General features: G+C 62.7%; 20 protein-coding genes. 9 read left to right on the top strand and 11 right to left on the bottom strand.

The features are described 5' to 3' along the window. Window positions 1-83: 83 nt before the first annotated feature. The 8 genes from cfaB to hflK (WBB95_RS12565) form a co-directional block, all read right to left on the bottom strand. Window positions 84-1,268, bottom strand: a complete 1,185-nt coding sequence (gene cfaB, locus WBB95_RS12530; protein WP_424487890.1) for a C17 cyclopropane fatty acid synthase CfaB — start codon at window positions 1,266-1,268, stop codon at window positions 84-86. Between the two features lie 87 nt (window positions 1,269-1,355). Beyond that, window positions 1,356-2,144, bottom strand: a complete 789-nt coding sequence (locus tag WBB95_RS12535) for a putative DNA-binding domain-containing protein (protein ID WP_424487891.1) — start codon at window positions 2,142-2,144, stop codon at window positions 1,356-1,358. After that, window positions 2,135-2,980, bottom strand: a complete 846-nt coding sequence (locus tag WBB95_RS12540; RefSeq protein ID WP_424487892.1) for a DUF692 domain-containing protein — start codon at window positions 2,978-2,980, stop codon at window positions 2,135-2,137. The genes WBB95_RS12535 and WBB95_RS12540 overlap by 10 nt, the downstream gene beginning before the upstream one ends. Before the next feature lie 67 nt (window positions 2,981-3,047). Beyond that, window positions 3,048-3,302, bottom strand: a complete 255-nt coding sequence (locus WBB95_RS12545) for a hypothetical protein (RefSeq protein ID WP_177011808.1) — start codon at window positions 3,300-3,302, stop codon at window positions 3,048-3,050. A 116-nt stretch (window positions 3,303-3,418) separates the two neighbouring features. Further along, the gene (locus WBB95_RS12550; RefSeq protein WP_424487893.1) at window positions 3,419-5,305 is read right to left on the bottom strand and encodes a cation-translocating P-type ATPase; all 1,887 of its coding nucleotides are present in this window, start codon (window positions 5,303-5,305) and stop codon (window positions 3,419-3,421) included. Further along, complete coding sequence (gene hflK, locus WBB95_RS12555; protein ID WP_424487894.1) at window positions 5,302-6,336, bottom strand: protease modulator HflK; 1,035 nt, start codon at window positions 6,334-6,336, stop codon at window positions 5,302-5,304. Before hflK (WBB95_RS12555) ends, WBB95_RS12550 begins: the two co-directional genes overlap by 4 nt. Next, window positions 6,333-7,322: a protease modulator HflC gene (hflC, locus tag WBB95_RS12560; protein ID WP_424487895.1), complete on the bottom strand. Its 990-nt coding sequence runs from the start codon at window positions 7,320-7,322 to the stop codon at window positions 6,333-6,335. The genes hflK (WBB95_RS12555) and hflC overlap by 4 nt, the downstream gene beginning before the upstream one ends. Before the next feature lie 12 nt (window positions 7,323-7,334). Next, window positions 7,335-9,260 (bottom strand): protease modulator HflK, encoded by a 1,926-nt coding sequence (gene hflK, locus WBB95_RS12565; RefSeq protein ID WP_424487896.1) that lies wholly within the window; start codon window positions 9,258-9,260, stop codon window positions 7,335-7,337. A gap of 303 nt (window positions 9,261-9,563) precedes the next feature. Between hflK (WBB95_RS12565) and WBB95_RS12570 the strand changes: the two genes are divergently transcribed. Genes WBB95_RS12570 through WBB95_RS12595 form a run of 6 tightly spaced genes read left to right on the top strand, consistent with a single transcriptional unit; the run spans window position 9,564 to window position 15,248 of the window. Continuing rightward, complete coding sequence (locus WBB95_RS12570) at window positions 9,564-10,184, top strand: CDP-alcohol phosphatidyltransferase family protein (RefSeq protein WP_424487897.1); 621 nt, start codon at window positions 9,564-9,566, stop codon at window positions 10,182-10,184. Between the two features lie 11 nt (window positions 10,185-10,195). Continuing rightward, window positions 10,196-11,950, top strand: coding sequence for a bifunctional alpha/beta hydrolase/class I SAM-dependent methyltransferase (locus tag WBB95_RS12575; RefSeq protein ID WP_424487898.1), 1,755 nt, complete (start codon window positions 10,196-10,198; stop codon window positions 11,948-11,950). 2 nt (window positions 11,951-11,952) lie between these two features. Next, window positions 11,953-13,251, top strand: a complete 1,299-nt coding sequence (locus WBB95_RS12580; protein ID WP_424487899.1) for a phosphatase PAP2/dual specificity phosphatase family protein — start codon at window positions 11,953-11,955, stop codon at window positions 13,249-13,251. Continuing rightward, window positions 13,241-13,684: a hypothetical protein gene (locus tag WBB95_RS12585; protein ID WP_424487900.1), complete on the top strand. Its 444-nt coding sequence runs from the start codon at window positions 13,241-13,243 to the stop codon at window positions 13,682-13,684. The genes WBB95_RS12580 and WBB95_RS12585 overlap by 11 nt, the downstream gene beginning before the upstream one ends. A gap of 9 nt (window positions 13,685-13,693) precedes the next feature. Further along, complete coding sequence (locus WBB95_RS12590; RefSeq protein WP_424487901.1) at window positions 13,694-14,314, top strand: lysophospholipid acyltransferase family protein; 621 nt, start codon at window positions 13,694-13,696, stop codon at window positions 14,312-14,314. A gap of 1 nt (window position 14,315) precedes the next feature. Continuing rightward, window positions 14,316-15,248, top strand: a complete 933-nt coding sequence (locus tag WBB95_RS12595) for a phosphatidate cytidylyltransferase (RefSeq protein WP_106575956.1) — start codon at window positions 14,316-14,318, stop codon at window positions 15,246-15,248. Window positions 15,249-15,339: 91 nt separating this feature from the next. Here the strand turns inward: WBB95_RS12595 and WBB95_RS12600 are convergent, their stop codons facing one another. Next, window positions 15,340-15,822, bottom strand: a complete 483-nt coding sequence (locus tag WBB95_RS12600; protein WP_424487902.1) for an Lrp/AsnC family transcriptional regulator — start codon at window positions 15,820-15,822, stop codon at window positions 15,340-15,342. A 126-nt stretch (window positions 15,823-15,948) separates the two neighbouring features. On the opposite strand from WBB95_RS12600, the gene WBB95_RS12605 reads away from it, so the two are divergent. From WBB95_RS12605 to pbpC, 3 genes are all read left to right on the top strand, one after another. Further along, window positions 15,949-16,578 (top strand): LysE family translocator, encoded by a 630-nt coding sequence (locus WBB95_RS12605; RefSeq protein ID WP_424487903.1) that lies wholly within the window; start codon window positions 15,949-15,951, stop codon window positions 16,576-16,578. Window positions 16,579-16,656: 78 nt separating this feature from the next. Next, the gene (locus tag WBB95_RS12610) at window positions 16,657-22,467 is read left to right on the top strand and encodes an MG2 domain-containing protein (RefSeq protein ID WP_424487904.1); all 5,811 of its coding nucleotides are present in this window, start codon (window positions 16,657-16,659) and stop codon (window positions 22,465-22,467) included. Then, window positions 22,448-24,745 (top strand): penicillin-binding protein 1C, encoded by a 2,298-nt coding sequence (gene pbpC / locus WBB95_RS12615; protein ID WP_424487905.1) that lies wholly within the window; start codon window positions 22,448-22,450, stop codon window positions 24,743-24,745. Before WBB95_RS12610 ends, pbpC begins: the two co-directional genes overlap by 20 nt. On the opposite strand, the gene WBB95_RS12620 is transcribed toward pbpC, so the two are convergent. Next, the gene (locus WBB95_RS12620) at window positions 24,746-25,912 is read right to left on the bottom strand and encodes a hypothetical protein (protein WP_424487906.1); all 1,167 of its coding nucleotides are present in this window, start codon (window positions 25,910-25,912) and stop codon (window positions 24,746-24,748) included. Continuing rightward, window positions 25,909-26,490 (bottom strand): LemA family protein, encoded by a 582-nt coding sequence (locus tag WBB95_RS12625; RefSeq protein ID WP_424487907.1) that lies wholly within the window; start codon window positions 26,488-26,490, stop codon window positions 25,909-25,911. The genes WBB95_RS12620 and WBB95_RS12625 overlap by 4 nt, the downstream gene beginning before the upstream one ends. Window positions 26,491-26,509 lie beyond the last annotated feature (19 nt).

Below are 26,509 nucleotides of genomic sequence, written 5' to 3' on the forward strand. Positions count from 1 at the left end.
GACTCAATCGGTCCTGATACACCGCCATCGCAGGCAAGCCAGCTCCCACAGTTTTAAAGCTTCAGTGTTTTTGCAATCCCGTTTCAGCGGTAGATATCTTCCCGCGTCCACGGCAGTTCATGGCTGCCATCGGCGTGGGGTTTTACCGCCAGGATCTGGTGCAGGTTGATCCAGCCGCGCGCAAACGCGTACGCGCAACCGGCCAGGTACAGCCGCCAGATGCGCAGCGCTTGCTCCGGCACCATCTTCGCCGCCGCTTCCAGATTGTCCTCCAGGCGCTCGCTCCAGTGGTCCAGCGTGCGCGCGTAATGCAGGCGCAGGCTTTCGACATCGACCACTTCAAGCCCGACTTCACTGATCTCGGCCGTCATCATCGACAGGTGCGGCAACTCGCCGTTGGGGAACACGTAACGCTCGATAAAATCCCCGGCGCCACGGCCCACAGGGCGACCGTCAGTGTGCTTGGCAGTGATGCCATGGTTCATCACCAGGCCGCCTTCACGCACCGCGCCGAACAGCGTCTTGCAGTATTGCGCCAGGTTGGCGTGGCCGACGTGTTCGAACATGCCCACGCTGACGACTTTGTCGAAACGGCCGTCTTGCGGCAGGTCACGGTAGTCGAGCAGTTGCAGGTCCACCTGATCTTCCAGGCCCTCGGCTTTCACCCGTTCACGGGCCAACGCCAATTGCTCTTTGCTCAGGGTGATACCAAACACCTTGACCCCGAACTCGCGCGCCGCAAACCGCGCCAACCCGCCCCAACCACAGCCAACGTCGAGCAAATACTCACCCGGCTGCAGCCGCAACTTGCGGCACAGGTGGCGAAATTTGTCTTGTTGGGCTTGGTCGATGGATTCGCTGCCGGTTTCGAAATAACCGCAGGAGTACGCCATGTCCTGATCCAGCCACAGCTGGTAGAACTCGTTGGACAGGTCGTAATGGTAGGAAATGGCCGCTGCGTCAGTGGCCTTGTCGTGGATCGAGCGCACCGGACGACTCCCCTCGTCGTCTTCGATCAGGGCGTGACTCAATTCGTCACATACCCGAATGACCTCGGCGATGGAGCCTTCCAGCTCCAGTTTGCCCTCCACGAACGCTTCGCCCAGTGAGTCGAGCGTTGGATGGGTCAACTGGGAGACGACCGTGGGGTCCTTCACCACGATCGTCACACTGGGCTCGGGGCCCAGGTTGAATTCATGGCCGTCCCAGAGTCGAAGACGCAGCGGTAGCTTGAGATTCTGTAAGGCCGGTGGAAGTTGCGCGAGCATGAGTAGTCCCCCCTTGTTTCAGACGTCTGGTGTGAGGGTAGACCATCCGAAGACAAAGTAGGAGGCTATCGATTTGATAGCGTTCTTCTATGGTACTCGGCGCTCCAGCAAACCATCCTGGATCCACTGTTTCAGCCACGTCACGGCCTGCAGGGGGGCACCCTCTCCATAAGTGACTGCAAGCTCCGCGCACAGTTCTGAAAAATTCCAGCCAGTGGTCACCATGCCCGCCAGGGCGCACGCTTCTGCGGGCTCCAGGCTGCGGTAGTGGCACACGTTCTGATGGCGCCACACCAGGCAAATCTGCGCCAACTCAAGCGCATGGCTGTCAGGGAAGTCCGACTCGTCCTTGCTGGCGCGCCAAATCGCCACGGTATTGAAATGGCAAAGCAGCTGCTGCACCGAAGGCGCCAGCGTGACCTGCAAACCCGGCCAGTCCTCGGGCGGCAACAACGCCATCTCATTCAGGCTCAGCGGCTCGCCTTGAGGGGCGTCAAATGCCAGGGTAAACGCCCATTCCAAGCGCGCCAACTCAGCCAGCGGCGGGCTCTGTTCAGCCACCAGATGCTCATTGATAAACGCCGGGAAGCGCTCACCGAGCCAGCGCAGGCTGTAATGTGCCGACGGATAGCGGCGCACGTAGGCGTCTGTCAGTAACGCGAATTCATCATCGCCCAGCCAATACCAGACAGCGCCGAAGTCATGGCGCAAGACTTCCTGCAACCGTGACACGTAAGCGTTGTGGTAAATCGCCAAACCCGTTTCCACGTCCAGCGTCGGCCCGCCAAGCAACGTGGCGGCAAAACCACTATTGGCCACGGAAGATTCAGCCAGCAGATGCGCTTCAAACGCCAACTGCCAATCGGTCAGGCGCATAGCGATCTCCTGGCCAATGCGGTCGCGCCCAATTCACGGGCCTTGCTTAACTCGGTAAGCAGTTCTTCAAAGGGCGGAAAATGGTCATCACGCTCCAACAGCGTCGACACCGGCCCCAAATGCTCAAGCGTCTGTTGATACAGATCCCATACCGGGTCGCACACCGGGTGGTCGTGGGTATCGACCACGTAGTCGCCGTAGTCCATATGCCCGGCGAGATGCAGCTGGCGAATGCTCTCCGGCGGCAGGCTGCGAATAAATGTCCAGGCATCGAACCCGTGGTTACGCGAGCTGACGTACACATTGTTCACGTCCAGCAACAGTTGGCAGCCCGTGAGGTGAGCCAATGCGTTGAGGAATTCCCACTCAGTAAATTCATCCGCCTTGGAGCGCACATAACTGGAGACGTTTTCCAGCACCAACGGGCGCTGCAACACGTCCTGCACTTGGCGCACGCGGCCGGCCACGTGGTAGAGGCTTTCTTCGGTGTAAGGCAGGGGCAACAGGTCATGCAATTGATGCGCGCTGCCACGGCTCCAGCACAGGTGATCGGAGATCCACGCGGGTTGAATGCGCTCGGCAAGCTGTTTGATTTGTTTCAGGTAATCGGTATCGAGGGCATGGGGCCCGCCGATGGACAGGGACACGCCATGCATCACCAAGGGATAGCGCTCGGCTATCGCGTCCAGGTAGTACAAGGCCTTACCGCCCTTAACCAGATAATTCTCGGAGATCACTTCAAACCAATCCACGGCCGGCGATTGTTCAAGGATCTGCTGGTAGTACTCACTGCGTAGACCCAGGCCGTAACCCAGACTTGTAAGGGAAGCGGACATCAGACACTCCTGGGCAAAGTGTCCGCAGCGGTGGGGGGCATCCGCTGCGGGAGCACTCAGTTGCCGGTTATTCGCCGACTTTGCCGCCAGCCTTGGTGCAAGCATCAGCACTGGCCTGGACTTTGAAGCCTTGGCCTTTGCAAGAACCTTGACCTTTGCAGGCGTGGTCTTTGGTTTTGCAGTCGTTCTGGCCTTTGCACGCGTTGATGCCGTAGCAGTGCACAGACATGTCAGCGGCTTGAGCCTGAGTCACAACACCAGCAAACATGGTAGCGGCGGCCATTGCGAGGGCGGCACCAGCAGCAGCGGATTTGAAGTTCATTTTTGTATCCTCATGATCGGTAGTGGAGTCGGTCTGAACGGATTGTTCAGTCTCGACATACCACTAGAGTGAGGTCCTTCATCGGCGTTACAGCCGTGTGCAAATATTTCTGAAAATTATTCTTCAAGCTTCAAAAGAGGCTCCTGGAAGCGTAGCAAACGCCCGGCATTACCTAACACCAGCAAGGTGCTGAGGTTATGCAGCACCGCCGCAATCATGGCGCCCGCCGCGCCCAGCCAGCCAAAAGCGGCGAACACGACGATGGCCAGCGTCCAGCCCAGACCAATGATCACGTTGACCTGCAACGTGTGCCGGCATTGACGACTCAAGCGCACGCAGGTGCCCAGGCGGCGCAAATCACTGCCGATCAACACCACATCCGCCGACGCCAGGGCGATATCCGCCCCGCCCGCCCCCATCGCCACGCCCACCACGCCCGCCTTGAGCGCCAGTGAGTCGTTGATGCCGTCGCCCACCACCATTGGCCGGAAGCCGCTGCTGATTTCCCCCAGCACGCGATTGAGTTTGTCTTCCGGCAGCGCCTGGGCTTCGACGTCGCTGATGCCCACGTCCAGCGCCAGGCTGTCGGCGACGCTTTGGCGGTCGCCGGTGAGCAGCAACTGGCGACCCAGGCCCAGCTCCCGCAGTTCCTGCAGGGCCTGGCGTGCCTCCGGCTTGACGCTGTCAGCCAGCAACATCCACGCAAGGAACTGCCCATTCAGCGCCAACCCGGCAATCGGGCCGTCGTGAGTGGGCACGGCGGTGGTGACAATACCCAGTTGCTCGAACAACTCCGGCCGCCCCAATGCCGCCTCGCCTTGCTCGGTCTGCGCCACCACGCCCAGACCCTGGCGTTCGCGGATGTCGGTCAACGCCAGCTGTTGTTCATGCGTCGCCAACCCCGCCAGCGCGCGGCTGACCGGGTGACTGCTGGCCGAACCGAGGCTGGCCGCCAGGTTCAACAACACTTGCTGGTCTGGCGCCGTCGTTTCGATCGACTGCAAGCGCAAGGTGCCAAAGGTCAGCGTGCCGGTCTTGTCGACCACCAGCGACGTCAAGTCGGCCAGTTCTTCCAGGAACGCCGAGCTGCGAATCAAAATCCCATGACGCGCCGCCACCGCAATCCCGGCAATCGCCGTGGCCGGCGCCGACAGCACCAACGCACATGGGCACGCCGCCACCAGCACGGCCAACATCGCCTGGGCGTCATTGGTCACAAACCAGGTCACTGCCGCCAGCAACAGCACCAGCACCATATAACTGCCGGCATAACGCTCCAGCAGCCGGGTAATCGGCGGCTTGGAACGCTCGGCGTTCTGCATCAGCGCGATGACCTTGCCCAAGGTTGACTCATCGCCCGTGCGCGTCACCTGCAGGCGCAGCAAACCATCGAGGTTGATCGCCCCGCCATACACCTGCACGCCCACGCTGGCCTCCAGCGGCACCGACTCACCGGTGATCGGCGCCGTGTCCAGGCTCGCCTGGCCCGACAGCACCACGCCATCGGCGGGCACCCGGTCACCCGCGCGCACTTCGACGATATCGCCGGTGTTCAGCGTGCCGTTATCCACTTCGACAATGCTGCCATCGGCCTGCACCCGGCGCGCGTGGCTGCGGGTCAGTTTGCCCAGAGCGTGAATCGCCTCTTGGGAGCCGATCACGCTGCGCTCTTCCAGCACATGCCCGAAGATCATGATGATCGGCAGCAGCGCGGCGGTCAGCAGATCGCCCGTGGCCCACGCGCCAATCATCGCCAGCGCGATCAATTGGTCGGTGATGCCATGCAGGCTCGGGAACCGCAGGCTGTACCAGGCCGAACGCATCACCGGGACGGCGACGAGCAAGGACGCAACCCCCAGCAGCAACTGGCTGACGCCGTTCTGGTCCGGCGCCAGCCAGCGCCACACCAGGCCCAATATCAGCAAGCCCAAGGCCAGCATGGCCAGGGTCAATTGCCGCGCAGCACTGCGCTGCTCGGCGGATGTCAGCATGGGTGCGCTCATTGTTCGGCTCCCTGAATGATCAAGCGGGAGTCGTCTTTAGGATCGACCGTGGTCACGGAACCGGCCTGGCCGAGGATCTTCGGCAAGCGCTCGCGGTACAGCCGCAGCAACAGGCCAGGGTCTTTTACCTGCGCCAGGCTGGCAACGGTGGCGGTTTGCGCCTGCGCGTTGGCCAGGCGCTCGCTGGCTTGGGCGTGGGCGACTTGCACCAGGCGATCCGCTTCCTGAGTAGCGGTCTGGGTCAGTTTTTCCGCGTCAGTGCGCGCATTGGCCACGGCTTTATCAGCTTGCTGGCTGGCGGTCAGCACGGCGTTGAACGCATTCACCGCCGGGCCCGGCAAGCTTGATTGCACATCCACTCGGGTGGCTTCGATGCCCAACCCCAAGCCGGTAGACGTCAACTCTGCCAAGCGTTTATTGATGCCTTGCACCAGATCCCCGCGCAGCCGTTCACGGCGTTCGGCGGCGCCATTGTCGGCGCCGATCAGCTCAGGGCGCGCCACCAGAATAGTGTCCAGGTCGCGCGCCGCCGTCAGGGCCACAGCGCTGCGCGTGACCAGGCGATCCAGAGCCGGCAGCACATGCTCGCCCTGCAACACGAATGCGTAGGGCTCGGTGACCTTGTAGAACACGCGCACATCCAGTTGCACCACGCCCGCGTCGCCGGTCAGCAGGTAACCGGACCCGGCGAGGGCATCGCTCAATGGCGTCGCAAAACTCGCGACGCGGTCGGCTTGCACCGCCGTGTCGGAGCGCAGCAGATTTTCCACGCGACGCTCGATCACCCGGTCCGCCGCCGGCAACAACACCACCTGCTCGAACGGCTGCGGCCACGCCAATAAAAGCCCCGCATTCTGAATGCGGTCGAGGGCGCCGAAGTGCAGCACCACGGCGCGATTCTGTGGGTCGATCTGGCGCACATTGGAAAACGCCCAGGCCAACGCCGCTAACACCGTCACCGCGTACAGCGCCAGGAAGGTCAGGCGCCCGGCCTGGATCCACGGGCTGTCCGGGCTGTCACGCTCGGTCATGGCTGGACGTCCTTCGGCCCATCCACCAATGCACGGAATGGCGCGGCGTCGGTGCGCAGGATGATCTTGGTGCCCGGCGTGACCACCGTGCCCAAGGTGTCGAGGGAGCGCAGCAGGTTATACAGCTGCGGATTGCCGGCGTAGGCGCGGCCATAAATCTGCGCCGCCTCGACCCGCGATTGCGCTTCGATATCGGCGGCTTTCACCGTGGCATCAGCCTGCACGATGCGCGCGTCGCGCTCGGCAGCGGAGCGAATCTGCGCCGCTTCACGCTTGCCCACGGCGGTGCGTTCGGTGGCGATGGTTTCACGCTCGGCGCGCATGCGGTCGACGGTGGCGGTGAGCGTCACGGACGGCAAGGTCAGGCGCTCAACGCCGACCTGCGCCACGCGCACGCCATAGGTAGTGAGCAATTGTTGATCAATCTGCTGGCGCAGTTGCGCCTCGAAATCGGCGATGCGCACTTGGCTGGCGTCGGTATTGATCAAGCTGGACAGGTCAAAGCTGGCCGCCGTGGTTTCCAGCGCCGAGCCGACGAAGGTGCGAATCTGCCGCGCCGCCTCGTCCGGCTGGTTCTGCACCGCGCGCATGAAACGCTGCACATTGTCGGCATCGCCCTGCACCTGCCACGCCACATAGGCCTGCACGATGATGCGCAAACCATCACGGGTGCCCACGTCCTGCAAACCGCTGGAGGTGGTGCGCAGGCGCAGGTCCACCGGGATCGCCGCCTCGAAAGGCGCCGGCCAGCGCCAGCCCAGGCCCGGTTCCAGCAGCACGCGCGACGGGTTGCCGAAACGCGTGATCACCGTGGCCTCGCCGGAACGCACTTGCACCAGGCTGGCGGCCGCAACCGCAAACAGCACCAGCAGCACCGCCCAGGCCATGCGCCGCCAAGGAAAAGGCCCGGAGGCGTGTTCATCACCGTGATGGTGATGAGAGTGGCCATGATGGTGATGACCATGATCGTGAGAATGAGCGCTCAACAGACAGACTCCTTATTGAACGGCTTTACGCGGCGTCGAGGGATCAGCCGGCAAGGTAAAAGAACGCAGATCGATCGTCGGCGCGCCATCGGCGCCCAGGCGGTGATCCAGAATAAGCAGCTTGGCGTGGGCCAGGCCTTGGCTGAGTTGGCCGAGGTACTGTTCCAGCACGAACGCCTGGCCTGCGGCGGCGTAGGCTTTTTGTTCGGCGGTAAAGCGCAGGTCCGCCGCCTGGGCGCCTGCATTCACCTCGCGCGCGGTGGCCACGGCCTGGTCGCGCGCGGTGCTGGCTTGCAGCAAGGCTTGGTTGGTCTGTTCGCTGGCCGCCCCGCGCTCGCGGGAGATCAGGGCCTGGGCGCCGATCTGTGCGGCCTGCACCGCGTGGTAGGCATTGGCTGCGCCTGCCGGTGGGTGAATGGCTTCCACCACCGTGGCGAGAATCTCCACGCCGGTGTCGAGCTTCTGCAGATCGGCCTGCACCGCGCGACCGATTTCGTCGGCCAAACGGGTGCGTTCTTCGCCGAGCAGTTCGTCGAGGGTGCGCGAGGCGAAGTCGTGGACGAGGATGCGGCTGGCGGTGCTGCGGATCAGCGTCGGCACGTCCGCACTGTTGTAAGTGGCGGCGAGCGCGGCCTGGTCGGTGAGGCCGATGCGGTAGACGAAACGCACGTCCATATTGACGATCTGGAAGCTCTGCTTGTCGCCGCTGCTGCTGGCGATGACCTGGGATTTGTCATTCACATGACTGGCGTCCCACAGGCGGTTGGCGATGGTCGGCGCCGGGCCTTCGGCAGCGGCCAGCTCAGGCGTGGCGGCTTCGCTGACGCTGGTGGCCAGCTCATGCACCACACCGTTCTCCACGTTCAACACGCGGCCCAATGGCCACGGCAAGCCTGCATGCAGGCCCGGCCCGAATACGTCCACGGGTTTGCCGAAGCGCTCATAAATCCCACGGCCTTGCAGCGGCACTTCATGCACGCCGGTCAGCGCCCAGCCTACAGCCAGGACCACCAGCAACACCGGCAGAAACGCGCGGCGCATGTAGGTAAACGCCCAGATCTGGCGCAGGTCGATGCCGAAGCGGTTGTGCAATTCATGCTGCAGCGCTTGCAAGGGTTGTGGCGGCCAGCGCAGCAACCCGGCGACGAAACTGTTTGCCATCAAGCGGGGTTCGACGCGCGGTTGGCGCGGGCTGAACAGCGACAGCACGGCCCGGAGCAAAAACTCCACGGCGACCAACCCCGGCAACAGGCCGATCAGCACCGCCACGCGCAATGGCCAAACCGATTGCGCGCCTGCGAACAGCAAGCAGATCGCGCTGACCACCAGGCACACAATCGCCACCCGGCTTAACTGCGCGAGCTGCGAGGCTTCCGGCCATTGCGCGGCGGTTTCCTGCGCCAGGCGGCGCTCGAACACCAGCAAACCAAACGCCAACGCCAAGGCCAGCGCGGCGCCGATACTTGCCGACTGCCCGACAGCCGCTGGCGGTAACGCGAGGTTCCAGAATTCGATGATGCTGATCAGCGCCAGCAACGACCAACCGCCCAGCCACAGCACCGGCGCGCCCACCTGCGCAATCAAACCGCTGCCGAAACGCCCCACCAGACGTGCATACCAGCCCGCGTCTTCGGCGGGCAGTTCGCTCACTGCAGCCGTTGGCTCTTCCAGCGCCTGGGCGCGCCAGTCAGCGACCCACCACGCCGACTGCACCCCGGCCACCAGCACCAGCAAAGCCGACGCGCAGTTGATCAGCACCACCGGCCAAATCGACAGCGGCGCAAACAACGCGACAAACAGCGCCAGCACCCAACCGGAAACGGCCAGGGCTGTCAGGCTGATGCCGGCTTGTCTTAATCGACGGGCATGGAACAGCCCTTGCTGAAAACGCGGCAGGCCTTCCACCGAAGCGCCGTCAGCTTCTAGATCCACTTGCATCCACTCAACGCCCACTTGTACACAATTCGTTACGATATAACACGCGGCGTGAAATTTTTGTTCGAAAACAGCGCAGACTCATGCGGGAGTGGGCTTGCCCGCGATAGCGTCCTGCCCGTTATCGATGCATAGACTGATACACCACTATCGCGGACAAGCCCGCTCCCACCGTTTGTACTTTCTTACATTTGGGATAGTGACTAAACCCCCAGAAACACGAGCCATCACTGGTGCAGGCCACGATTAATCGGCACACTCCGGACAGTTTTTCGCGGGTTCACGGACAAGGAAGCGCCATCCCCCATGATTTCCATCTATCAGCTCAAGCCGCGGTTTCAAAACCTGCTGCGCCCCCTCGTGCAGCGCCTCTACGACAATGGCACCACCGCCAACCAGATCACCGTGCTGGCGGGCGTCGTGTCGTTGCTGGTCGGCCTGCTGATCGCCAGCTTCGCTCAACACCTGTGGCTGTTTGCACTGATCCCGCTGTGGATGATCCTGCGCATGGCCCTCAATGCTATCGACGGCATGCTCGCGCGCGAATTCGGCCAGCAGTCGCGCCTGGGTGCCTACCTTAACGAACTGTGCGACGTGATCGCCGACAGCGCGCTGATCCTGCCGTTTGCGCTGATCCCCGGCGTGAGCCTGGCGCCGGTGCTGCTGGTGGCGCTGCTCGCCGTGTTCAGTGAGTACGCCGGTGTGCTCGGGCCGATGGTCGGTGCTTCGCGTCGTTATGACGGCCCGATGGGCAAGAGCGATCGCGCCTTTGTGCTCGGCGTGCTCGCCACCGGCGTGGCGCTGGGCTGGCTCGCTGCGGGCTGGGTCGACACGCTGATGTGGCTGGTCGCCGCGCTGCTCGCCTACACCTTGGTCAACCGCGTGCGCCAAGGCCTCAAAGAAGAACCTACCTCTCCGATTGCATAAGGATTTTTGCGATGCGCGAACAGCAAGAGCACACCTTCAGTACCTATGATGGCGTCGAGCTTTTCTACCGGCACTGGCCGGCCACTGCCTCGCTTGGCGATGAGCCGCGCAAGGCGATCCTGCTGTTCCATCGCGGCCATGAGCATTCCGGGCGCATTGCCCACTTGGTGGATGAGCTCGACCTGCCGCAGTTCGACTTTTTCGCCTGGGACGCCCGTGGCCACGGCCAATCCCCCGGCGCGCGCGGTGACAGCCCAAGCTTCGCCACCAGCGCCCGTGATGTGCAGACGTTCTGCGACCACATCGGCGCCACCTATGGCATTGAAGAAGAAAACGTCGCCGTCATCGCCCAAAGCGTCGGCGCGGTGATCGCCGCCACTTGGGTGCACGACTACGCGCCGAAAATCCGCGCCCTGGTGCTCGCCTCCCCGGCGTTCAAGGTAAAGCTCTACGTGCCCTTCGCCCGCCCGGGCCTGGCGCTGATGCGCAAGTTTCGCGGCAACTTCTTCGTCAACAGTTACGTCAAGGCCAAGTTCCTCAGCCATGACCCGCAGCGCGTGGCGTCCTACGACAGCGACCCGCTGATCACCAAGGCGATCTCGGTGAATGTGCTGCTCGGCCTGTACGAAGCTGCCGACCGGGTTGTTGCCGATGCCCAGGCAATCCAGGTGCCGACTCAACTGCTGGTCTCGGGCTCGGACTTTGTGGTGCACCGCAAACCCCAGCAACAGTTTTTCGACCGCCTCGGCAGCCTGAAAAAAGAACTGCACATCCTGCCCGGGTTCTTCCACGACACCCTCGGTGAACGCGACCGCGCCGTGGCCGTGAACAGCGCCAGGCGCTTTATCCTGCAAAACTTCGAACACCCGCTGGACCGCGCCGCGTTGCTCGACGCCGACAAGCTGGGCGCCACCTGTGCCGAATCCGAATCCCTCGCCGCCCCGCTGCCGCGCAATTCCTTGCGCGACCTGTACTGGCGCACGACCCGCGCCAGCATGGGCCTGGGCAAGAACCTCTCGGACGGGGTGAAATTGGGCTTCGACACCGGCTTCGACTCCGGCAGTACCCTGGACTACGTGTACCGCAACACGCCCACCGGCAAGGGCGGGCTGGGCCGGATGATCGACACCAACTACCTCAACTCCATAGGCTGGCGCGGTATTCGCCAGCGCAAGCTGAACGTCGAAGAGCTGCTGCGCCTGGCCATGGCCACGTTGCGTGCGGATGATCGCGAGGTGCGCATTGTCGATATTGCCGCCGGTCACGGCCGCTACATTCTCGAAGCCTTGCAGGGTGTTTCGCCGTTGCCGGAATCGATCCTGCTGCGCGACTACAGCGACATCAATGTGCGCGACGGTGGCGCGCTGATTCGCGAGAAAGGCCTGGGGGACATCGCGCAATTCGTCAAAGGCGACGCGTTCGATCGTGCCGACCTGGCGGCGCTGGACCCAAAGCCTACACTGGCGGTGGTGTCCGGCCTGTATGAATTGTTTGCCGATAACGCCATGGTCGGCGGTTCGCTGGCGGGCCTCGCCGAGGCGGTGGAGCCGGGCGGCTATCTGGTCTACACCGGCCAGCCGTGGCACCCGCAACTGGAACTGATTGCACGTGCGCTGACCAGCCATCGCCAGGGCCAGGCGTGGGTGATGCGCCGTCGCAGCCAGGCAGAAATGGACCAGTTAGTCGAGGCCGCGGGCTTTCGCAAGATCACCCAGCGTGTGGATGAGTGGGGCATTTTCACGGTGTCCCTGGCACAGAAGATCTGAACATGCGCGAACCCGGTCTACTGAAACCAGCCGTCCTCTGGCTGCTGTTGTTGGCGCCGCTGTTCTTCAGCACCTACGGCCTTGCCACCTGGGTCACCAGCCAGCGCAGCGACGTCGGTACGCTGGTGTTCGGCTGGGAAACCCACATGCCGTTCCTGGCCTGGACCATCGTGCCTTATTGGTCCATCGACCTGCTTTACGGCTTTTCCCTGCTGCTGCCCAACAGCCGCCATGAACTGAAACAACATGCGCTGCGCCTGCTGAGTGCACAGATGATCGCGGTGAGCTGCTTCCTGATTTGGCCGTTGCGCTTTACCTTCGAGCGGCCAGAGCTGGGTGGCGTGTTCGGTTGGCTGTTCGCCGTGCTGGCAGGCTTCGACAAGCCGTTCAACCAGGCCCCTTCGCTGCATATCGCGCTGTTGGTGATCCTGTGGGTCATGTACCAGCGGCATACCCAAGGTGTGTGGCGCTGGCTGGTGCACGGCTGGTTCGCATTGATCGGGATTTCGGTACTGACCACTTATCAACATCACTTTATTGACTTACCCACAGGCGCCCTCGCGGGTTGGCTATGCGTGTGGTTGTGGCCGATGGAGCACCCGAGCCCGCTGCTGAACGTGCGGCTGACGCAAGATACCCAGCGCTGGCGACTGGGCATGCGTTACGGCCTGGGCGCTCTGATCCTGGTGCTACTCGCCCTGGTACTGCGGGGTGGTTGGCTGTGGCTGCTATGGCCGGCGGTTTCATTGGGTTTGATCAAGGTGAGTTACTTCGTACTCGGTGCCGCCGGGTTTCAGAAACGCGCCGATGGCCGTCTGACGCCAGCGGCGCGCTGGCTGTACGCGCCTTACCTCGCTGCCGCGTGGCTCAACTCGCGCCTGTGGACACGTCAACACCCACAGCCCGACTTGGTTGTGGATAACATTTGGCTTGGGCGAATGCCCACGACGGATGAGCAAGGTGCTTTCAACGCCATCGTCGATCTCTGCGCCGAACTGCCAATTAATCCACAAGGGCGGGCCTACCAATCCATTCCCGTGCTGGACCTGATCGCGCCCACGCCAGACGAATGCCTGCGCGCCGCACAAGCCATCGAGCGTCTGCGCTCAAACGGCCCCGTGCTGGTGTGCTGCGCCCTCGGGTATTCGCGCAGCGCCACCGCCGTCGCCGCTTGGCTGCTGCACAGCGGGCGCGTCACCACCGTCGATGAAGCGCTGGCTATTATTCGTACAGCCCGGGCCCGTATGGTCCTGCATCCCGCTCACCGTGAAGCACTGGAGGGTTTAACCCATGCCCGCTGATATGGAACTCCAGGTCGTCGCCAGCCTGCTGCGCCGTGGCCGTTCGCTGGATCAGTTATCCACAGGCCTGACGGTACTCGGCATTTTATTCGGTTTGGCGCAACTGCTGATGGCCAGTATCTCGACCATCTGCCTGTTGCTGGCCCTGTGGATGATTATTCTCGGCCTGCTGCAAAAGTACTGGGCGCTGCGCGTGGCTTTCGATGCCGACCTGTTCGCGCTGCTGGCCCGCGACACCGACCGTACCGCGGACCTCGACGAAGCCCTGCAAACCCTCGGCCTGCAATCGGCCAAGCGCGCCGGCAGGCCCTGGACCGAACGCCGCCGTGGCGCGCTCAAACTGCTGCGCAAACAGGCCTGGTTGCTCGGTGCGCAGGCACTGCTGACCCTCGCCGTGATCCTCGCCAGCCCCTGGCTGCCTTTCGCCGGATAAGGAATCCCCATGTTCGAACCCGTGGTCGCCACCCTGATTACTTCGATGGCCCGCACCGTGACCGGTGCCCGCAGCCTGTGGCTGGGGTGCGCGCCGGTACCGGTGCAACGCATCTACTTCGCCAACCACAGCAGCCACGGCGACTTCGTGTTGCTGTGGGCGTCGTTGCCGCAAAACCTGCGCAAATTCACACGCCCAGTGGCCGGCAGCGATTACTGGAACAAAAGCGCCCTGCGCCGCTACATCATCAACCGCGTATTCAACGGCGTGTTGATCGACCGCGAGCGCAAAGACCCTGTGGATAACCCTTTGCAGCCGATGCTGGCGGCCTTGGAGGGCGGCGATTCGCTGATTATCTTCCCCGAAGGCACGCGCAACCTGGAAGACGGCTTGCTGCCGTTCAAAAGTGGGCTGTATCACTTGGCAAAAAGTTACCCACAGGCGGAGTTGATCCCGGTGTGGATCGCCAACCTCAACCGGGTCATGCCCAAGGGCCGCGTGCTACCGCTGCCGTTGCTGTGCACCACCAGCTTCGGCGCGCCGCTGCAGCTGGAAGACGACGAAGACAAAACCGCCTTTCTCGCCCGTACCCGCGACGCCTTGCTCGCCCTCGCCCCGGAGCACGTCTGACATGGATAGCCAAACCCTGATGTTGTTCGGCGGCATCGGCGCGATCCTGGTGCTCGCGTCGCTGATTGGCCTGATTCTCAAGCTGCGTACCCGTGGCACGCCGAATGCGGTGGTCGACAACCTCAACGCGCGCATCAATGCGTGGTGGGTGATGGTGGTGGTCATCGGCATCGCCTTCTGGCTCGGCACCGGCGCGGTGATCCTGCTGTTCTACGCGGTGTCCTTCTACGCCTTGCGCGAATTCCTCACGCTCACGCCCACCCGCCGTAGCGATTACCCGGCACTGGTGGCCGCGTTCTACCTGGCGTTGCCGCTGCAATACCTGTTGATCTATTCCGACTGGTACGGGCTGTTCTCGATCTTCATCCCGGTGTACGTGTTCCTGCTGCTGCCGATCCTGGCGTCGCTGGGCGGCGACAGCACGCACTTCCTGGAGCGCGCCTCGAAAGTGCAATGGGGCCTGATGATCGCGGTGTTCTGCGTGTCGTTCGTGCCCGCGCTGCTGACCCTCGACATCCCAGGCTACGAGGGCCGCAACCTGCTGCTGATCGCCTACCTGGTGATCGTGGTGCAACTGTCGGACGTGTTGCAGTACGTGTGCGGCAAGCTGTTCGGCAAACACAAGATCGCGCCCAACCTGTCGCCGTCGAAAACCGTCGAAGGCTTTGTCGGCGGGATTCTGCTGTCATCCCTGATCGGCGCGGCGCTGTGGTGGACCACGCCGTTCAACCCTTGGCAGTCGTTCCTGATCGCGCTGTTGATCAACCTGCTCGGGTTTGCCGGTGGCATCGTGATGTCGGCGATCAAGCGTGACCGGGGCGTGAAGGATTGGGGGCACATGATCGAAGGGCACGGCGGGATGCTGGATAGATTGGATTCAGTGTGTTTTGCGGCGCCGATTTTCTTTCATCTTGTTCGCTACTGGTGGACCTGAGCAAAGCCGCTTTCACGCCCAACGAAGATCGAAAGTGTGGGAGCTGGCTTGCCAGCTCCCACCGTTGTTTTGTGGTGGTTTGGGGTTGTCGTTAAGCGGGCAAATGCCCCAGCGGCAAAGCTCCTGGGGGTTTCACCGTCTGAATCGCAAAGTTACTGCGGATATCCCTCACACCGGGCAGCTTCAGCAGGCTGCCGGTGACAAACCGCTCATACCCGCGTAAATCCGGCACCACCACCTGCAAAAGAAAGTCCGACTCGCCCGAGACCAGGAATGCCGAAATAACCTCCGGCAACGCCGTCACCGCCTCGCGGAAGGCATTGGCCTCGGTGTCGTTATGGCGCTCCACCTTGACCCCGACAAACACCATCATCCCCAGCCCCACTTCATCGCGGTCCAGCGTGGCCTGGTAGCCGCGAATCACGCCGGCCTCTTCCAGCAGGCGAACGCGCCGCAAACAGGGTGATGCAGACAGCCCGATTTCATCAGCCAGTTGCACATTGCTCAGGCGACCATCGCGTTGCAGGGCTTCCAGAATCTTGCGGTCAAAGGCGTCGAGTTTAAGATTTGGCATAAATGAGTGGCCGTTTGTTTGACACGTGGCAGATAGTGCCAAGACTAGACGATTTCTCGGTTGATTACGCAACCACCTGCCCGACCCTTCACCTCTAGAATTAACCAACATTCAAGGGGGTGAAACATGGCTGAACTCTGGTTGTTTCTGGTGGCGCTTTCCGTGGCGTATCTATTGCCGGGGCCGGACATGATCTTGCTGCTGCAGACTGGCGCCCGTCAGGGCAAAGCGTTGGCGCTGACCACGGCCATTGGCTTGGGGCTGGCCCGGGCGTGCCATGTGGCGTTGGCCGGTATGGGCCTGGCGACACTGTTCAAAGTGGCACCGTGGACCTTCGACGTGGTGCGCCTGGGCGGTGCGGCCTATCTGTTGTGGCTGGGCGTGCAATGCCTGCGCGCCAATATGCTGCCCTCACTCGATACAACCCAAAGCACACCGATCGCCCATGCCTGGCGCGCAGCCTTTCAACGCGGCCTGCTGACAAACCTGCTCAACCCCAAGGCGCTGCTGTTCTGTTCGGTGCTGCTGCCGCAGTTCATCAACCCCCAGGCGGGCCCGGTGGCCGCACAATTTGCGTTGCTGGGGATGATCCTGGTGGCTGTCGGTTTCATGTTCGATAGCTGCTACGCCCTGGCCGGTGCGCGTATCGGCCGGTGGCTGGCGCGCAATCGCTCCGCGCAGCGTATGCAACAGTGGTTGTTCGGCAGCCTTTTGATTGGTTTTGCGGTACGCCTCACCTTTGTGCAGCACGCCTGAGCCGATCGCCGTATCCACGTCATCTTTTGTATCAAAGACGCGTGTAAGATACGTCGCACTTAGCCAGGGATGCTCACCATGTTCGATTCGTTAAAAGCGATCAGCCGCCGTATTGTCGGCGCGTTATTGACTGTGGTGAGGGCCGTCTTCGGCCAATGGCAGCCGCCGGTTTGGCTGCGCGCCATCGGCCACGGCCTGGCTAACCTGGGCCGCAAGGCCCGCGCCTATCCGCGCCAGGCGGGTGCCGGGGTGCTGGGCCTGGCGCTGCTGGCCGCCGCCGGGTTCTATGGCTGGCAGTGGTATTCCCACCTGCCGCAGCCGCACACCGTCGGCTATTCGCTGCACAAACCGAACCTGACCGATTACACCCAACCGCAGCCGGTTGTGGATAACTTGCAGGTGCGCTTCGCTGAATCCGTGGCCCCACTGGCGGCGATTGGCAAGCCGGTCAACGAAGGCATCTCCCTCAAACCCGAGGTGGCGGGCGCCTGGCGTTGGTCCGATGACCACACGTTGCTGTTCGTGCCGGAGAAAGACTGGCCCGTCGATGCCCATTACACCCTCGACCTTGCCAAGAAAAACCTGCTCGCCGACGGCGTGCTGCTCAGCCAGTACAGCAGCCAGTTTTCCACCCAGCCGTTCCGCGCCACCCTGGCGCAAAACGAGTTGTACCAGGACCCGTCCAACCCGACGCTGAAACAGCTGGTAGCGACCTTCCATTTTTCCCACCCGGTGGATGAAGACAACCTGCGCAAACGCGTGACAGTCACACTCGGCAAAGGCCTGGCATACCGCGACGCGCAGTTGCCCAACCGCCCGGAAATCACCTTCGACGATAAAAAACTCAATGCTTACGTGCGCTCGGCGGCCCTGGCCACGCCACTGGAAAGCACGCCGGTCAGCGCCAAGCTGGATGAAGGCATCAAGGCCCGCGATGGCGGCAACGCCAGTACCGCGCCGCTGGTGTCGGAAGTCACTGTGCCCGGCCGTTATCGCCTGACCTTCACCGGTGCCGAAGTGAGTTTTGTCGACAACGAACGCGGCGAACCGGAGCCGGTGCTGATGTTCAGCAGCTCCAGCGCCGTGGCCGATGACACCATCGCCGGCAAGGTCCAGGCCTGGATGCTGCCGGAAAAAGCCCAGGACGACACCCGCCCCTACAACAGCAACGACATCGACGACGCCCTGCTCGCCCGCAGCACCAAGGTCAGCTTGACCCACGTGCCCAGCGTCGAACCGCTGAACACCCTGCACGCCTTCAAGTTCAAGGCGCCGGCAGGTCGCGCGCTGTATGTGCGCGTTCCGGCCAACCTGGAAGCCATCGGTGGCTACCTGGCGAAAAACCCTACCGCCTCGCTGATCAGCATGCCGGCGTACCCGCGCACCTTGCAGTTCCTGTCTGACGGCGCCTTGCTCAGCCTCAATGGCGAAAAACGCCTGGGCTTCATGGCCCGTGGCGTCCCCGGTGCCCACGTGGAAATCGCGCGTCTGCTGCCCAACCAGTTGCAACATCTGGTGGACCAGAGCAGCGGCAGCTTTGCCCGGCCCAACTTCGGCAACGAATACTTCGACCGCATGGTTGAGCGCCAGTCGCTGGATATCCCGCTGTCGTCCAATGACCCGGCGAAAACCGTCTACGACAACGTCGACCTGAGCCACTACCTCACCGCCAACGGCGGCCGTCGCGGCATTTTCGTGCTCAAGCTCAGCCCACAGGATGAACCGGCCGAACGGACATTCGAGTACGACCGCACCAGCACCAGCGACCTGCGCTTTATCGTGGTGACCGACCTCGGCATCATCGCCAAGCGCTCCAGCGATGGCAGCCACGATGTGTACGTGCAGTCGATCGGCAACGGTTCGCCAGTGGCGGATGCGCAAGTCGATATCATTGGTCGCAACGGGTTGCCGGTGAGCAGTGGCCGTACCGATGCCGAAGGCCACGCGCATTTCGCCAAGCTGGATGAACTGCGCCGTGAGAAAACGCCGCTGATGTATGTGGTCACTCGCGGCAATGACCAATCCTTCCTGCCCATTGCCCGCCAGTCCCAGCAGTTGGATTTGTCGCGCTTTGATGTAGGTGGTCTGGAAGAAGACGGTGCGATTAATCGCCTCAGTGCCTACCTGTTTACCGATCGCGGCCTGTACCGCCCCGGCGAAACCGCGCACTTGGGCATGATCGTGCGCAGCGGCAACTGGCAAGGCGCCTTGCAAGGCTTGCCAGTGGAGCTGCAGATCACCGACCCGCGTGGCCTGGAGGTGATTCGCCAGCCGCTGAAACTCTCCACCAGCGGTTTTGAAACCTTTGATTTCCCCAGCAGCGAAGTCTCGCCAGCGGGCGATTACACCGCGACCTTGCAGTTGATTGGCCAGAAAAACACCCGCACCGACCTGGGCAGCGTGAGTTTCAAGGTCCGCGACTTCGAGCCGGACCGCATGAAGGTCAGCCTCAGCCTGCACGACACGCCGGTGCAGGGCTGGATTCCACCCGACCAAGTGGTGGCCAAGGTCACCGCGATGCACCTGTTCGGCGCCCCGGCATCTGGCCGTCGCGTCACCGCGAAGATGTCCCTGAGCCCGACGCTGGCGGCATTTGACCGTTACCCCGATTACCGTTTCCGGCTCAACGATTCCCTGGAAGACGCCAGCACCGAAGACCTCGCCGAAACCACCGTCGACGACAATGGCCAGGCCGTGCTCGACCTCAACCTGCAACGCTTCGCCAACAGCACCTATCGCTTGCAAGTGATGACTCAGGTGTTCGAGGCCGAAGGCGGTCGCAACGTCGCCGCGCAAAGTGCCTTGCTGGTGTCGTCCGCGCCTTACCTGGTGGGTGTGAAAAGTCAGGATTCGCTGTCGTACGTCGCCAAGGACGCCCCGCGTCAGGTGCAATGGCTGGCCGTCGCGCCGGACCTCACGCCGCTGGCGGTGGATGGCCTGACCAGCGAAGTGGTCGAGCACCGCTACGTGTCGGTGCTGGTGAAACAGTCCAACGGCACCTTCAAGTACGAGTCGCGCATCAAGAACATCAGCCAACCGGCCTCGCCATTGGTGATGACCAAGGAAGGCGCCAAGCAGACCTTGAACACTGGCACGCCGGGTGATTTCACCCTGCAAATCAAGGACGCCAACGGCAACCTGCTCAACCAGATCGACTACAGCGTGGCCGGGCGTGGCAACACCTCGCGCTCCCTGGAGCGCAACGCCGAGCTGCAACTGCGCCTGGATAAACGCAGTTACGCCACCGGTGACGAGATTGCGATCAGCATCCGCGCGCCGTACACGGGCGCCGGCTTGATTACCATCGAGCGCGACAAGGTCTACACCCAGCAGTGGTTCAAGGCCGACAGCACCAACAGCGTGCAACATATTCGCGTGCCGGCGGGGCTTGAGGGCAATGCCTACGTCAACGTGCAGTTTGTGCGCGACATGGGTTCGGCCGAGGTGTACATGAGCCCGCTGTCCTATGGCGTGGTGCCGTTCAGCATCAACCTGGATGCACGGCGCATGGCGCTGAAAGTCGAGGGCCCGGAGAAGATCGAGCCGGGGCAGACACTGGACATCAAGGTCACCGCTGACCGCCCGGGCCGCGCAGTGGTGTATGCGGTGGACGAAGGCATCCTGCAAGTGGCGCGCTACCAGACGCCGGACCCGTTGGGCTTCTTCTTCCAGAAACGCGCGTTGGAGGTCGGCACCAGTCAGATTCTTGACCTGATCCTGCCGGAATTCAGCCGCCTGCTCAGTGGGGCCGCGCCCGGTGGCGATACGGAAGGCGCCCTGGCCAATCACCTGAATCCGTTCAAGCGTAAACACCAGCCGCCGGTGGCCTGGTGGTCCGGGTTGGTGGACTTGCCGGCCGGTGAAACCGTGCTGCATTACCAGGTTCCAGACAGCTTCAATGGCAAGTTGCACCTGTTTGCGGTGGCGGTGGATGCCGACAGCGTCGGCGTCAGCGAGGCCAACACCGATGTGCGCGGGCCAATCGTGATCACACCGAACGTGCCGGCCTTTGTGGCGCCGGGGGATGTGTTCAACGTGAGTGCCGGCGTGTTCAGCAACCTCGACGCTGCGGCAGACGTGAAGTTCGAGCTGCAAACCAGCGATGGCCTGAACGTGCAGGGCGACAAGGGCAGCACCTTGTCACTGCAACCGCGCAAGGAAGGCACCGCCGAGTTCAAGATCAAGGTCGGTGAAACCCTCGGCTCGGCGGACCTGCGCTTTGTCGCGATTTTGCCCAATGGCAAACGCATTCAGGTGGCGGAAACCACTTCGATCCGCCCTCTGAGTGAACATCGCGTGGCCTTGAGCCTGGGCCGCTTCGACAGCGCCAGCAAAGAGCTCAAGCCCACCCGCGAACTGTTCAGCCAGCTGCGCGACGTGCAACTGGGTGTGGCTGCCTCGCCGCTGGTGTGGGCCAACGGCCTCAAACATTACCTGGATGACTACGGCTATGCCTGCACCGAGCAATTGGTGTCCAAGGCCATGCCGGCGTTGATCTGGGGCGGTAATGCGCCAGAGGCCGAACAAGCCTTCGGCAGCGCGGTGCGCATGTTGCGCCAACGTCAGAACCAGGCCGGCGGCTTCGGTTTGTGGGTGGCCAACCCGGACGTGGCGCCGTACGCGAGCCTGTACGCCACGGACTTCCTGATCGAAGCCAAGGAGCGCGGGTTGCCGGTGCCGGAAGACCTGTTGGTGCGCGCCAATACCTATCTCACAGAGTTGGCCAATGGCCCGAGCGAAGGCCTGTCGGAACTGCGCAACCGCGCCTACGCCAGTTACCTGCTGAGCCGTCAGGGCATTCTGGTGAGCGGCGCCTTGAGCGACATTCGCGAGCGCTACGAGAGCTACTTCAAAGACACCTGGCAGAACGACCTCGGCGCTGCTTACCTGGCGGCCAGCTACAAGTTGCTCAAGCAGGATCGCCAGGCCGACACGCTGTTCCGCAAGGTGCCATGGCGTTCGCTTGTGGATAAGTGGGACAGCGACGGCCTGTATTACGACCCGCTGGTGCACGATGCCGAACACCTGCACCTGTTGGCACGCCACTTCCCTGAGTTGCTGGACGATGTGCCAACGGCGCTGCTGGATAAACTCGGCAAGCGTCTCAACGAGCAGCGCTACAACTCCTTATCGGCGGCGCTGTTGCTGCGCGCCCTGGACAACTATGGCCAGCGTGCACAGAGCGACATGACCCTCAAGGCCACCGCCTGGCTGGGCGACAAACAACAGCAATTGCTGGAGATGGCCGGTCAGCCACCGCGCGCCGCCGTGCCATCTGCCACGCAGAAGCTGGTAATGGAGAAAACCGACGGCCCGGCCGCGTTCTACATGCTCAGCGAAGCCGGTTTCGACAAGGGCGCCAAGCTCAAGCCGATCAACAACGGCCTGGAAATCATCCACGAATACCTCGACCTTAAAGGCGAGCCGGTCACCAAGGTAGCCGTGGGTGATGAGTTCCTGGTGCGCCTGCGCCTGCGCGCCACTGACCGTGACCAGGTGCAGCAAGTGGCCGTGGTCGACCTGCTGCCAGGGGGCGTCGAGCCTGTGTATAACTTGCCGCCGGAGCCGGAAGCCGCCAGCACCGAGGAAAGTGAAGGCGATGATTCCGAGTACGTGGAAACCAGCGAAGACAGTGAAGAGGCCGACACTTGGCAAGCACCGATCGGCGAAACCGAGCTGAGCAACTGGCAGCCGGACTACGTCGACGTGCGCGATGATCGCGTGGTGTTGTACGGCACCGCGCTGCGCGATGTAGGCACTTTCGTCTACCGCGTGCGCGCTACCAACGCAGGGACGTTCAATACGCCACCGGCCTACGCCGAAGGCATGTACGAAACCACCCTGCAAGGGCGCGGCAAAGTAGGCCAGCTTGAAATTACCAAGCCTTAAACGCCTGACGCCGCTGCTCGCAGCGGCGGTACTGCTGGCGGGGTTGCGGCTATGGCCGCACGCCCCGCTGGAACAGGCCGTGACCTCATCACGGGTGGTGTTGGCCGACGACGGCGCGCTGCTGCGCATGACCTTGGCGGATGACGGGCAATACCGTTTATGGCTGCCGCTGGAGCGCATGTCGCCGTCCTTGGTCGAGGCCTTGCTGCTCAAGGAAGACCGCAATTTCTACTGGCACCCGGGGATCAACCCCCCGGCGTTGCTGCGTGCGGCCATGGCCACCTACAGCGGCGGCCAGCGCCAGGGCGGCTCGACCTTGAGCATGCAACTGGCACGGCGCCTGTGGGACCTGAACACTCGCCAAGTGCCGGGCAAGTTGCAGCAGATGGCGTTGGCCCTGTGGCTGGAAGCGCGCTACAGCAAGCACGACATCCTTGAGGCTTACCTGAACTTGGCGCCCATGGGCGGCAATATCGAAGGTGCCGAGGCGGCCAGTCGTATCTATTTCGGCAAGTCGGCGGCGCAGTTGTCCTTGTCCGAATCCTTGGCGCTCGCCGTGATTCCTCAGCAACCGGGGCGGCGCGCACGCTTCGGGCCGTCGTTGCAACAGGCGCGGCTGCGCTTGATGGCGGACTGGCGCGAAACTTATCCACAGGACCCGCGTAACGACAGTTTGCTCGACTTGCCGCTCGAAGCCCGAAACCGCCAGCAGATCCCGTTCCTGGCGCCGCATTTGAGCGAACAATTGCTGGCGTCATTGCCTGGCAATGAGCTGAACAGCACTCTTAACCTGCCGCTGCAACAATTGCTCGAACGCTTGATCACCGGCTTTATTGCCGAACGCCGCAGCACGGGTGTGGAAAACGCCACGGCGATCCTCGTCGACAGCCGCGACCAGAGCGTCAAGGCGCTGGTGGGGTCGGCGGATTACTTATCCACAGGCATTCACGGCCAGGTCAACGGCGTGCTGTCGCGGCGCTCGCCCGGCTCGACACTCAAGCCGTTTTTGTATGGGCTGGCGCTGGACCAAGGGGTGATCCACCCCATGAGCATCCTCAAAGATCTGCCGACTAACTTCGGTTACTTCCAGCCGGAAAACTTCGACGGCAGCTTTGTCGGGCCACTGACGGCCAGGGACGCGTTGATCCGTAGCCGCAATATCCCGGCGGTGTGGCTGGCCAGCCAGGTGAAGTCGCCCTCCTTGTATGGCCTGTTGCAACGCGCCGGCGTCAAAGGCCTGCGCGACGAAAGCCATTACGGCTTGGCGCTGGCCCTCGGCGGCGGTGAGATGACGCCGGAGGAACTGGCGCGGCTGTACGTGATGCTCGCCGGTGACGGGCATTTGCGACCGCTGCGTTATGTGCAGGAACAGCCTCAATCCACCGGGGCGCCATTGCTCACGCCCCAGGCCGCGTTCATGGTGCGCGACATGCTGCGCCGCAACCCGCGCCCCGACGGTTTGCCCGGCCGCCATTGGCGCACCGCGTGGAAAACCGGCACCTCGTGGGGGTTTCACGATGCCTGGAGCGCCGGCCTGGTCGGCCCCTACGTGCTGGTGGTGTGGGTGGGCAACTTCGACGGGCGGCCAAACCCTGCGTTTATCGGCGCCAAGACTGCTGCGCCGCTGTTTTTCCGCATCGCCGACGCCCTGCCCCTGGCGTTGCCCAACGTGGTGATCAAACCCGACAAGCCGCCCGCCGGGCTGGTGCGCATCGACGTGTGCGCCGCCTCCGGCGAGTTGCCCAACCGCTGGTGCCCGCAAACCCGCAAGACCTGGTACATCCCCGGCGTGTCGCCGATTCGCGTGTCCAACCTGCACCGCCCGGTGCTGATCGACACCCGCACCGGCAAGGCGGCGTGCCCGCCGTTCGAGGCGCAATACACCCGCGAAGAAGTCTTCGAATTCTGGCCCAGTGACGTGCAGCGCCTGTACCGCGCCGCCGGCCTGCCGCGACGCACGCCGCCCAATGTGATGAAAAACTGCCAACCCAACCGCATCGGCGACCAGAGCGAAGCGCCGCAGATCCGCTCGCCGTTGACCCAGGTGAGTTATCAGTTGCGCCTGTCCCAACCACAGGAAAGCATCCCGCTGAACGCCAACGCGGCCAGCGATGCGGTGACGCTGTATTGGTTTGCCGACCAGACCCTGATCGGCCAGGGCCCGCCGCAAACCACGTTGAACTGGCGGCCGGGCAAGTCGGGGAACTATCGATTGCGGGTCAGCGATGACCAGGGACGCAGCGCCAGCCGTGGGCTGAAAGTGGAGTTTGTGCCCTGATCAGGCGTCTTCGTCGCCGAAACCGGCCTTATCCGCATTCTTGGTGAAGTGCTTGTAAGCCACGCCCAACTTGCGCTGTTCGAAAATCGAAAACACCAGGGTGCCCAGCAGAATCATCATCCACACCAGGAACACCTTCAGCGTGTCCACTTGGGCAACCACCAGCAGCAATGTCACCACGCCACCAATGACCATGCCCAAACCGGTCCAGGCTCCCAGCACTCGGCCTACCGCCAGGCGCATCCCCGCAGGCATGACCAGGCGCAGAGCGATCAACACCACCAGCATCGTCAGCAGAAAACCAAACGCGGCCATAAACGGAATCGGGAAACCACCTTCACGGTACAGCCAGGCCAGAAACCGATACACCGGGCCCCATTCGGCCATTTGCGAGTAGGTGTCGGGGCCGGGCAAACGCAGTTGGGCAAAGTGTGCGGGGGTCATGGCCATGATGCCAGCGCCCAGCAGGCCCACCACCACCGCGTAAAACCCGCCGACACGCCACAGCGGCGCCAGCACGCGGCGGCCTTCGACGTCCTTTGTCCGCGCCACGCCGAACACCGCGTCACGCTGGTTACCTTGGGCAATCACGGTTTTGCCGTCACGCTCGCAGGCATTGCCGATCAGCATCACGTCCATGTCCTGGGTCAGCAGCATTTCACCCTGGCGACGGTAGGTGCTGATCCGGTCATGTGACACCGGCGACTGTTTACCGAACAGGTCGATGCCGGCGGCGATCACATTGATCTCACCACTGGCGTCCTGCAGGCGAAAGTCATGACAGCGCGCTTCGGCGGACACCTGGCTCCAGCTCCATTCGCCGTCCTTGTCCTTCCTGCCCTCCTCGACGATCCAGACAAAGCCTGCGCAGGGCTTGCCATCCACCGGGGAAATCAGCGGCGTGTCGACCATCACCTTGCCGCGCACTTCCACCAGGCCCATGGCCACCGAGCGAATCTGACTGGTGGCCAGGCGCTGTTCGGTGCGATAGAAATTGGGGCCGAAACTGACCAGCAGGCCAAAGAGGATGCCCACCGGGAAAAACAGGCCCATCAAGGCTTTCGGGGCATACACCATCAAGCTGATAAACCCGGCGAGAAACACCAGCGCCAGCAGGATTTTCCACAGCGGCTTTTTCGCCACCTCGCCAACCTGGGTGGTTTTCATGCCCCCGGCACCTCAAGCTTGACGCCCTCGTAGCGGGTTTCTTCGGCGCTGATCGCCAACAGCGGAATGCGCTGATAGCTGAGCATCCGTGCGAAGAACAGGTCGGGGAAAATTGCGATGGCAATGTTGTAGAGGTTGACCGACTCGTTGAAGAACTCCCGACGGTCCGCAATGCGCTCCTCCACCGCGGAAATTGCCTGCTGCAACTCGACCATGGTGCCGCCGGAAATCAGCGCCGGGTAACCCTCCGCCACCGCCATCACCGACTTCAGTGCCGCGGCCATTTGGTTGGAGGCATCGACCTTGTCGTTGAGGCTCCCGGCCTTCAGATAACGCTCGCGCGCATCGCTCAAGCGTGTGAACAGCGCGTGCTCGTGGTTCATGGCGGTTTGCACCACGCGCATCAGGTCGGGGATCTGGTCGGCGCGTTGCTTGAGCAGCACGTCGATGTTGGCGAAGGCTTTATCCACATCATTACGCCGCATCACCAGGCCGTTGTAGACCCCCACCAGCCAGCCGACCAGGCCGACAACGATGATCAACACGACGATACCGGCGATAAGCAGTTCTATGTTCATGGTGAAGGCATTCCCTGGC

The sequence above is a fragment of the Pseudomonas sp. genome (genome assembly GCF_049645325.1).
Taxonomy (GTDB): Bacteria; Pseudomonadota; Gammaproteobacteria; order Pseudomonadales; family Pseudomonadaceae; genus Aquipseudomonas.

Coding starts and splice junctions, on each gene's coding strand:
- WBB95_RS12590 (WP_424487901.1), top strand. CDS start 13,694: ATGTTCGAACCCGTGGTCGCCACCCTGATTACTTCGATGGCCCGCACC.
- WBB95_RS12580 (WP_424487899.1), top strand. CDS start 11,953: ATGCGCGAACCCGGTCTACTGAAACCAGCCGTCCTCTGGCTGCTGTTG.
- WBB95_RS12570 (WP_424487897.1), top strand. CDS start 9,564: ATGATTTCCATCTATCAGCTCAAGCCGCGGTTTCAAAACCTGCTGCGC.
- WBB95_RS12620 (WP_424487906.1), bottom strand. CDS start 25,912: ATGAAAACCACCCAGGTTGGCGAGGTGGCGAAAAAGCCGCTGTGGAAA.
- WBB95_RS12540 (WP_424487892.1), bottom strand. CDS start 2,980: ATGTCCGCTTCCCTTACAAGTCTGGGTTACGGCCTGGGTCTACGCAGT.
- WBB95_RS12585 (WP_424487900.1), top strand. CDS start 13,241: ATGCCCGCTGATATGGAACTCCAGGTCGTCGCCAGCCTGCTGCGCCGT.
- cfaB (WP_424487890.1), bottom strand. CDS start 1,268: ATGCTCGCGCAACTTCCACCGGCCTTACAGAATCTCAAGCTACCGCTG.
- WBB95_RS12610 (WP_424487904.1), top strand. CDS start 16,657: ATGTTCGATTCGTTAAAAGCGATCAGCCGCCGTATTGTCGGCGCGTTA.
- WBB95_RS12535 (WP_424487891.1), bottom strand. CDS start 2,144: ATGCGCCTGACCGATTGGCAGTTGGCGTTTGAAGCGCATCTGCTGGCT.
- WBB95_RS12625 (WP_424487907.1), bottom strand. CDS start 26,490: ATGAACATAGAACTGCTTATCGCCGGTATCGTCGTGTTGATCATCGTT.
- hflK (WP_424487894.1), bottom strand. CDS start 6,336: ATGACCGAGCGTGACAGCCCGGACAGCCCGTGGATCCAGGCCGGGCGC.
- WBB95_RS12600 (WP_424487902.1), bottom strand. CDS start 15,822: ATGCCAAATCTTAAACTCGACGCCTTTGACCGCAAGATTCTGGAAGCC.
- WBB95_RS12595 (WP_106575956.1), top strand. CDS start 14,316: ATGGATAGCCAAACCCTGATGTTGTTCGGCGGCATCGGCGCGATCCTG.
- hflK (WP_424487896.1), bottom strand. CDS start 9,260: ATGCAAGTGGATCTAGAAGCTGACGGCGCTTCGGTGGAAGGCCTGCCG.
- WBB95_RS12575 (WP_424487898.1), top strand. CDS start 10,196: ATGCGCGAACAGCAAGAGCACACCTTCAGTACCTATGATGGCGTCGAG.
- WBB95_RS12605 (WP_424487903.1), top strand. CDS start 15,949: ATGGCTGAACTCTGGTTGTTTCTGGTGGCGCTTTCCGTGGCGTATCTA.
- WBB95_RS12550 (WP_424487893.1), bottom strand. CDS start 5,305: ATGAGCGCACCCATGCTGACATCCGCCGAGCAGCGCAGTGCTGCGCGG.
- WBB95_RS12545 (WP_177011808.1), bottom strand. CDS start 3,302: ATGAACTTCAAATCCGCTGCTGCTGGTGCCGCCCTCGCAATGGCCGCC.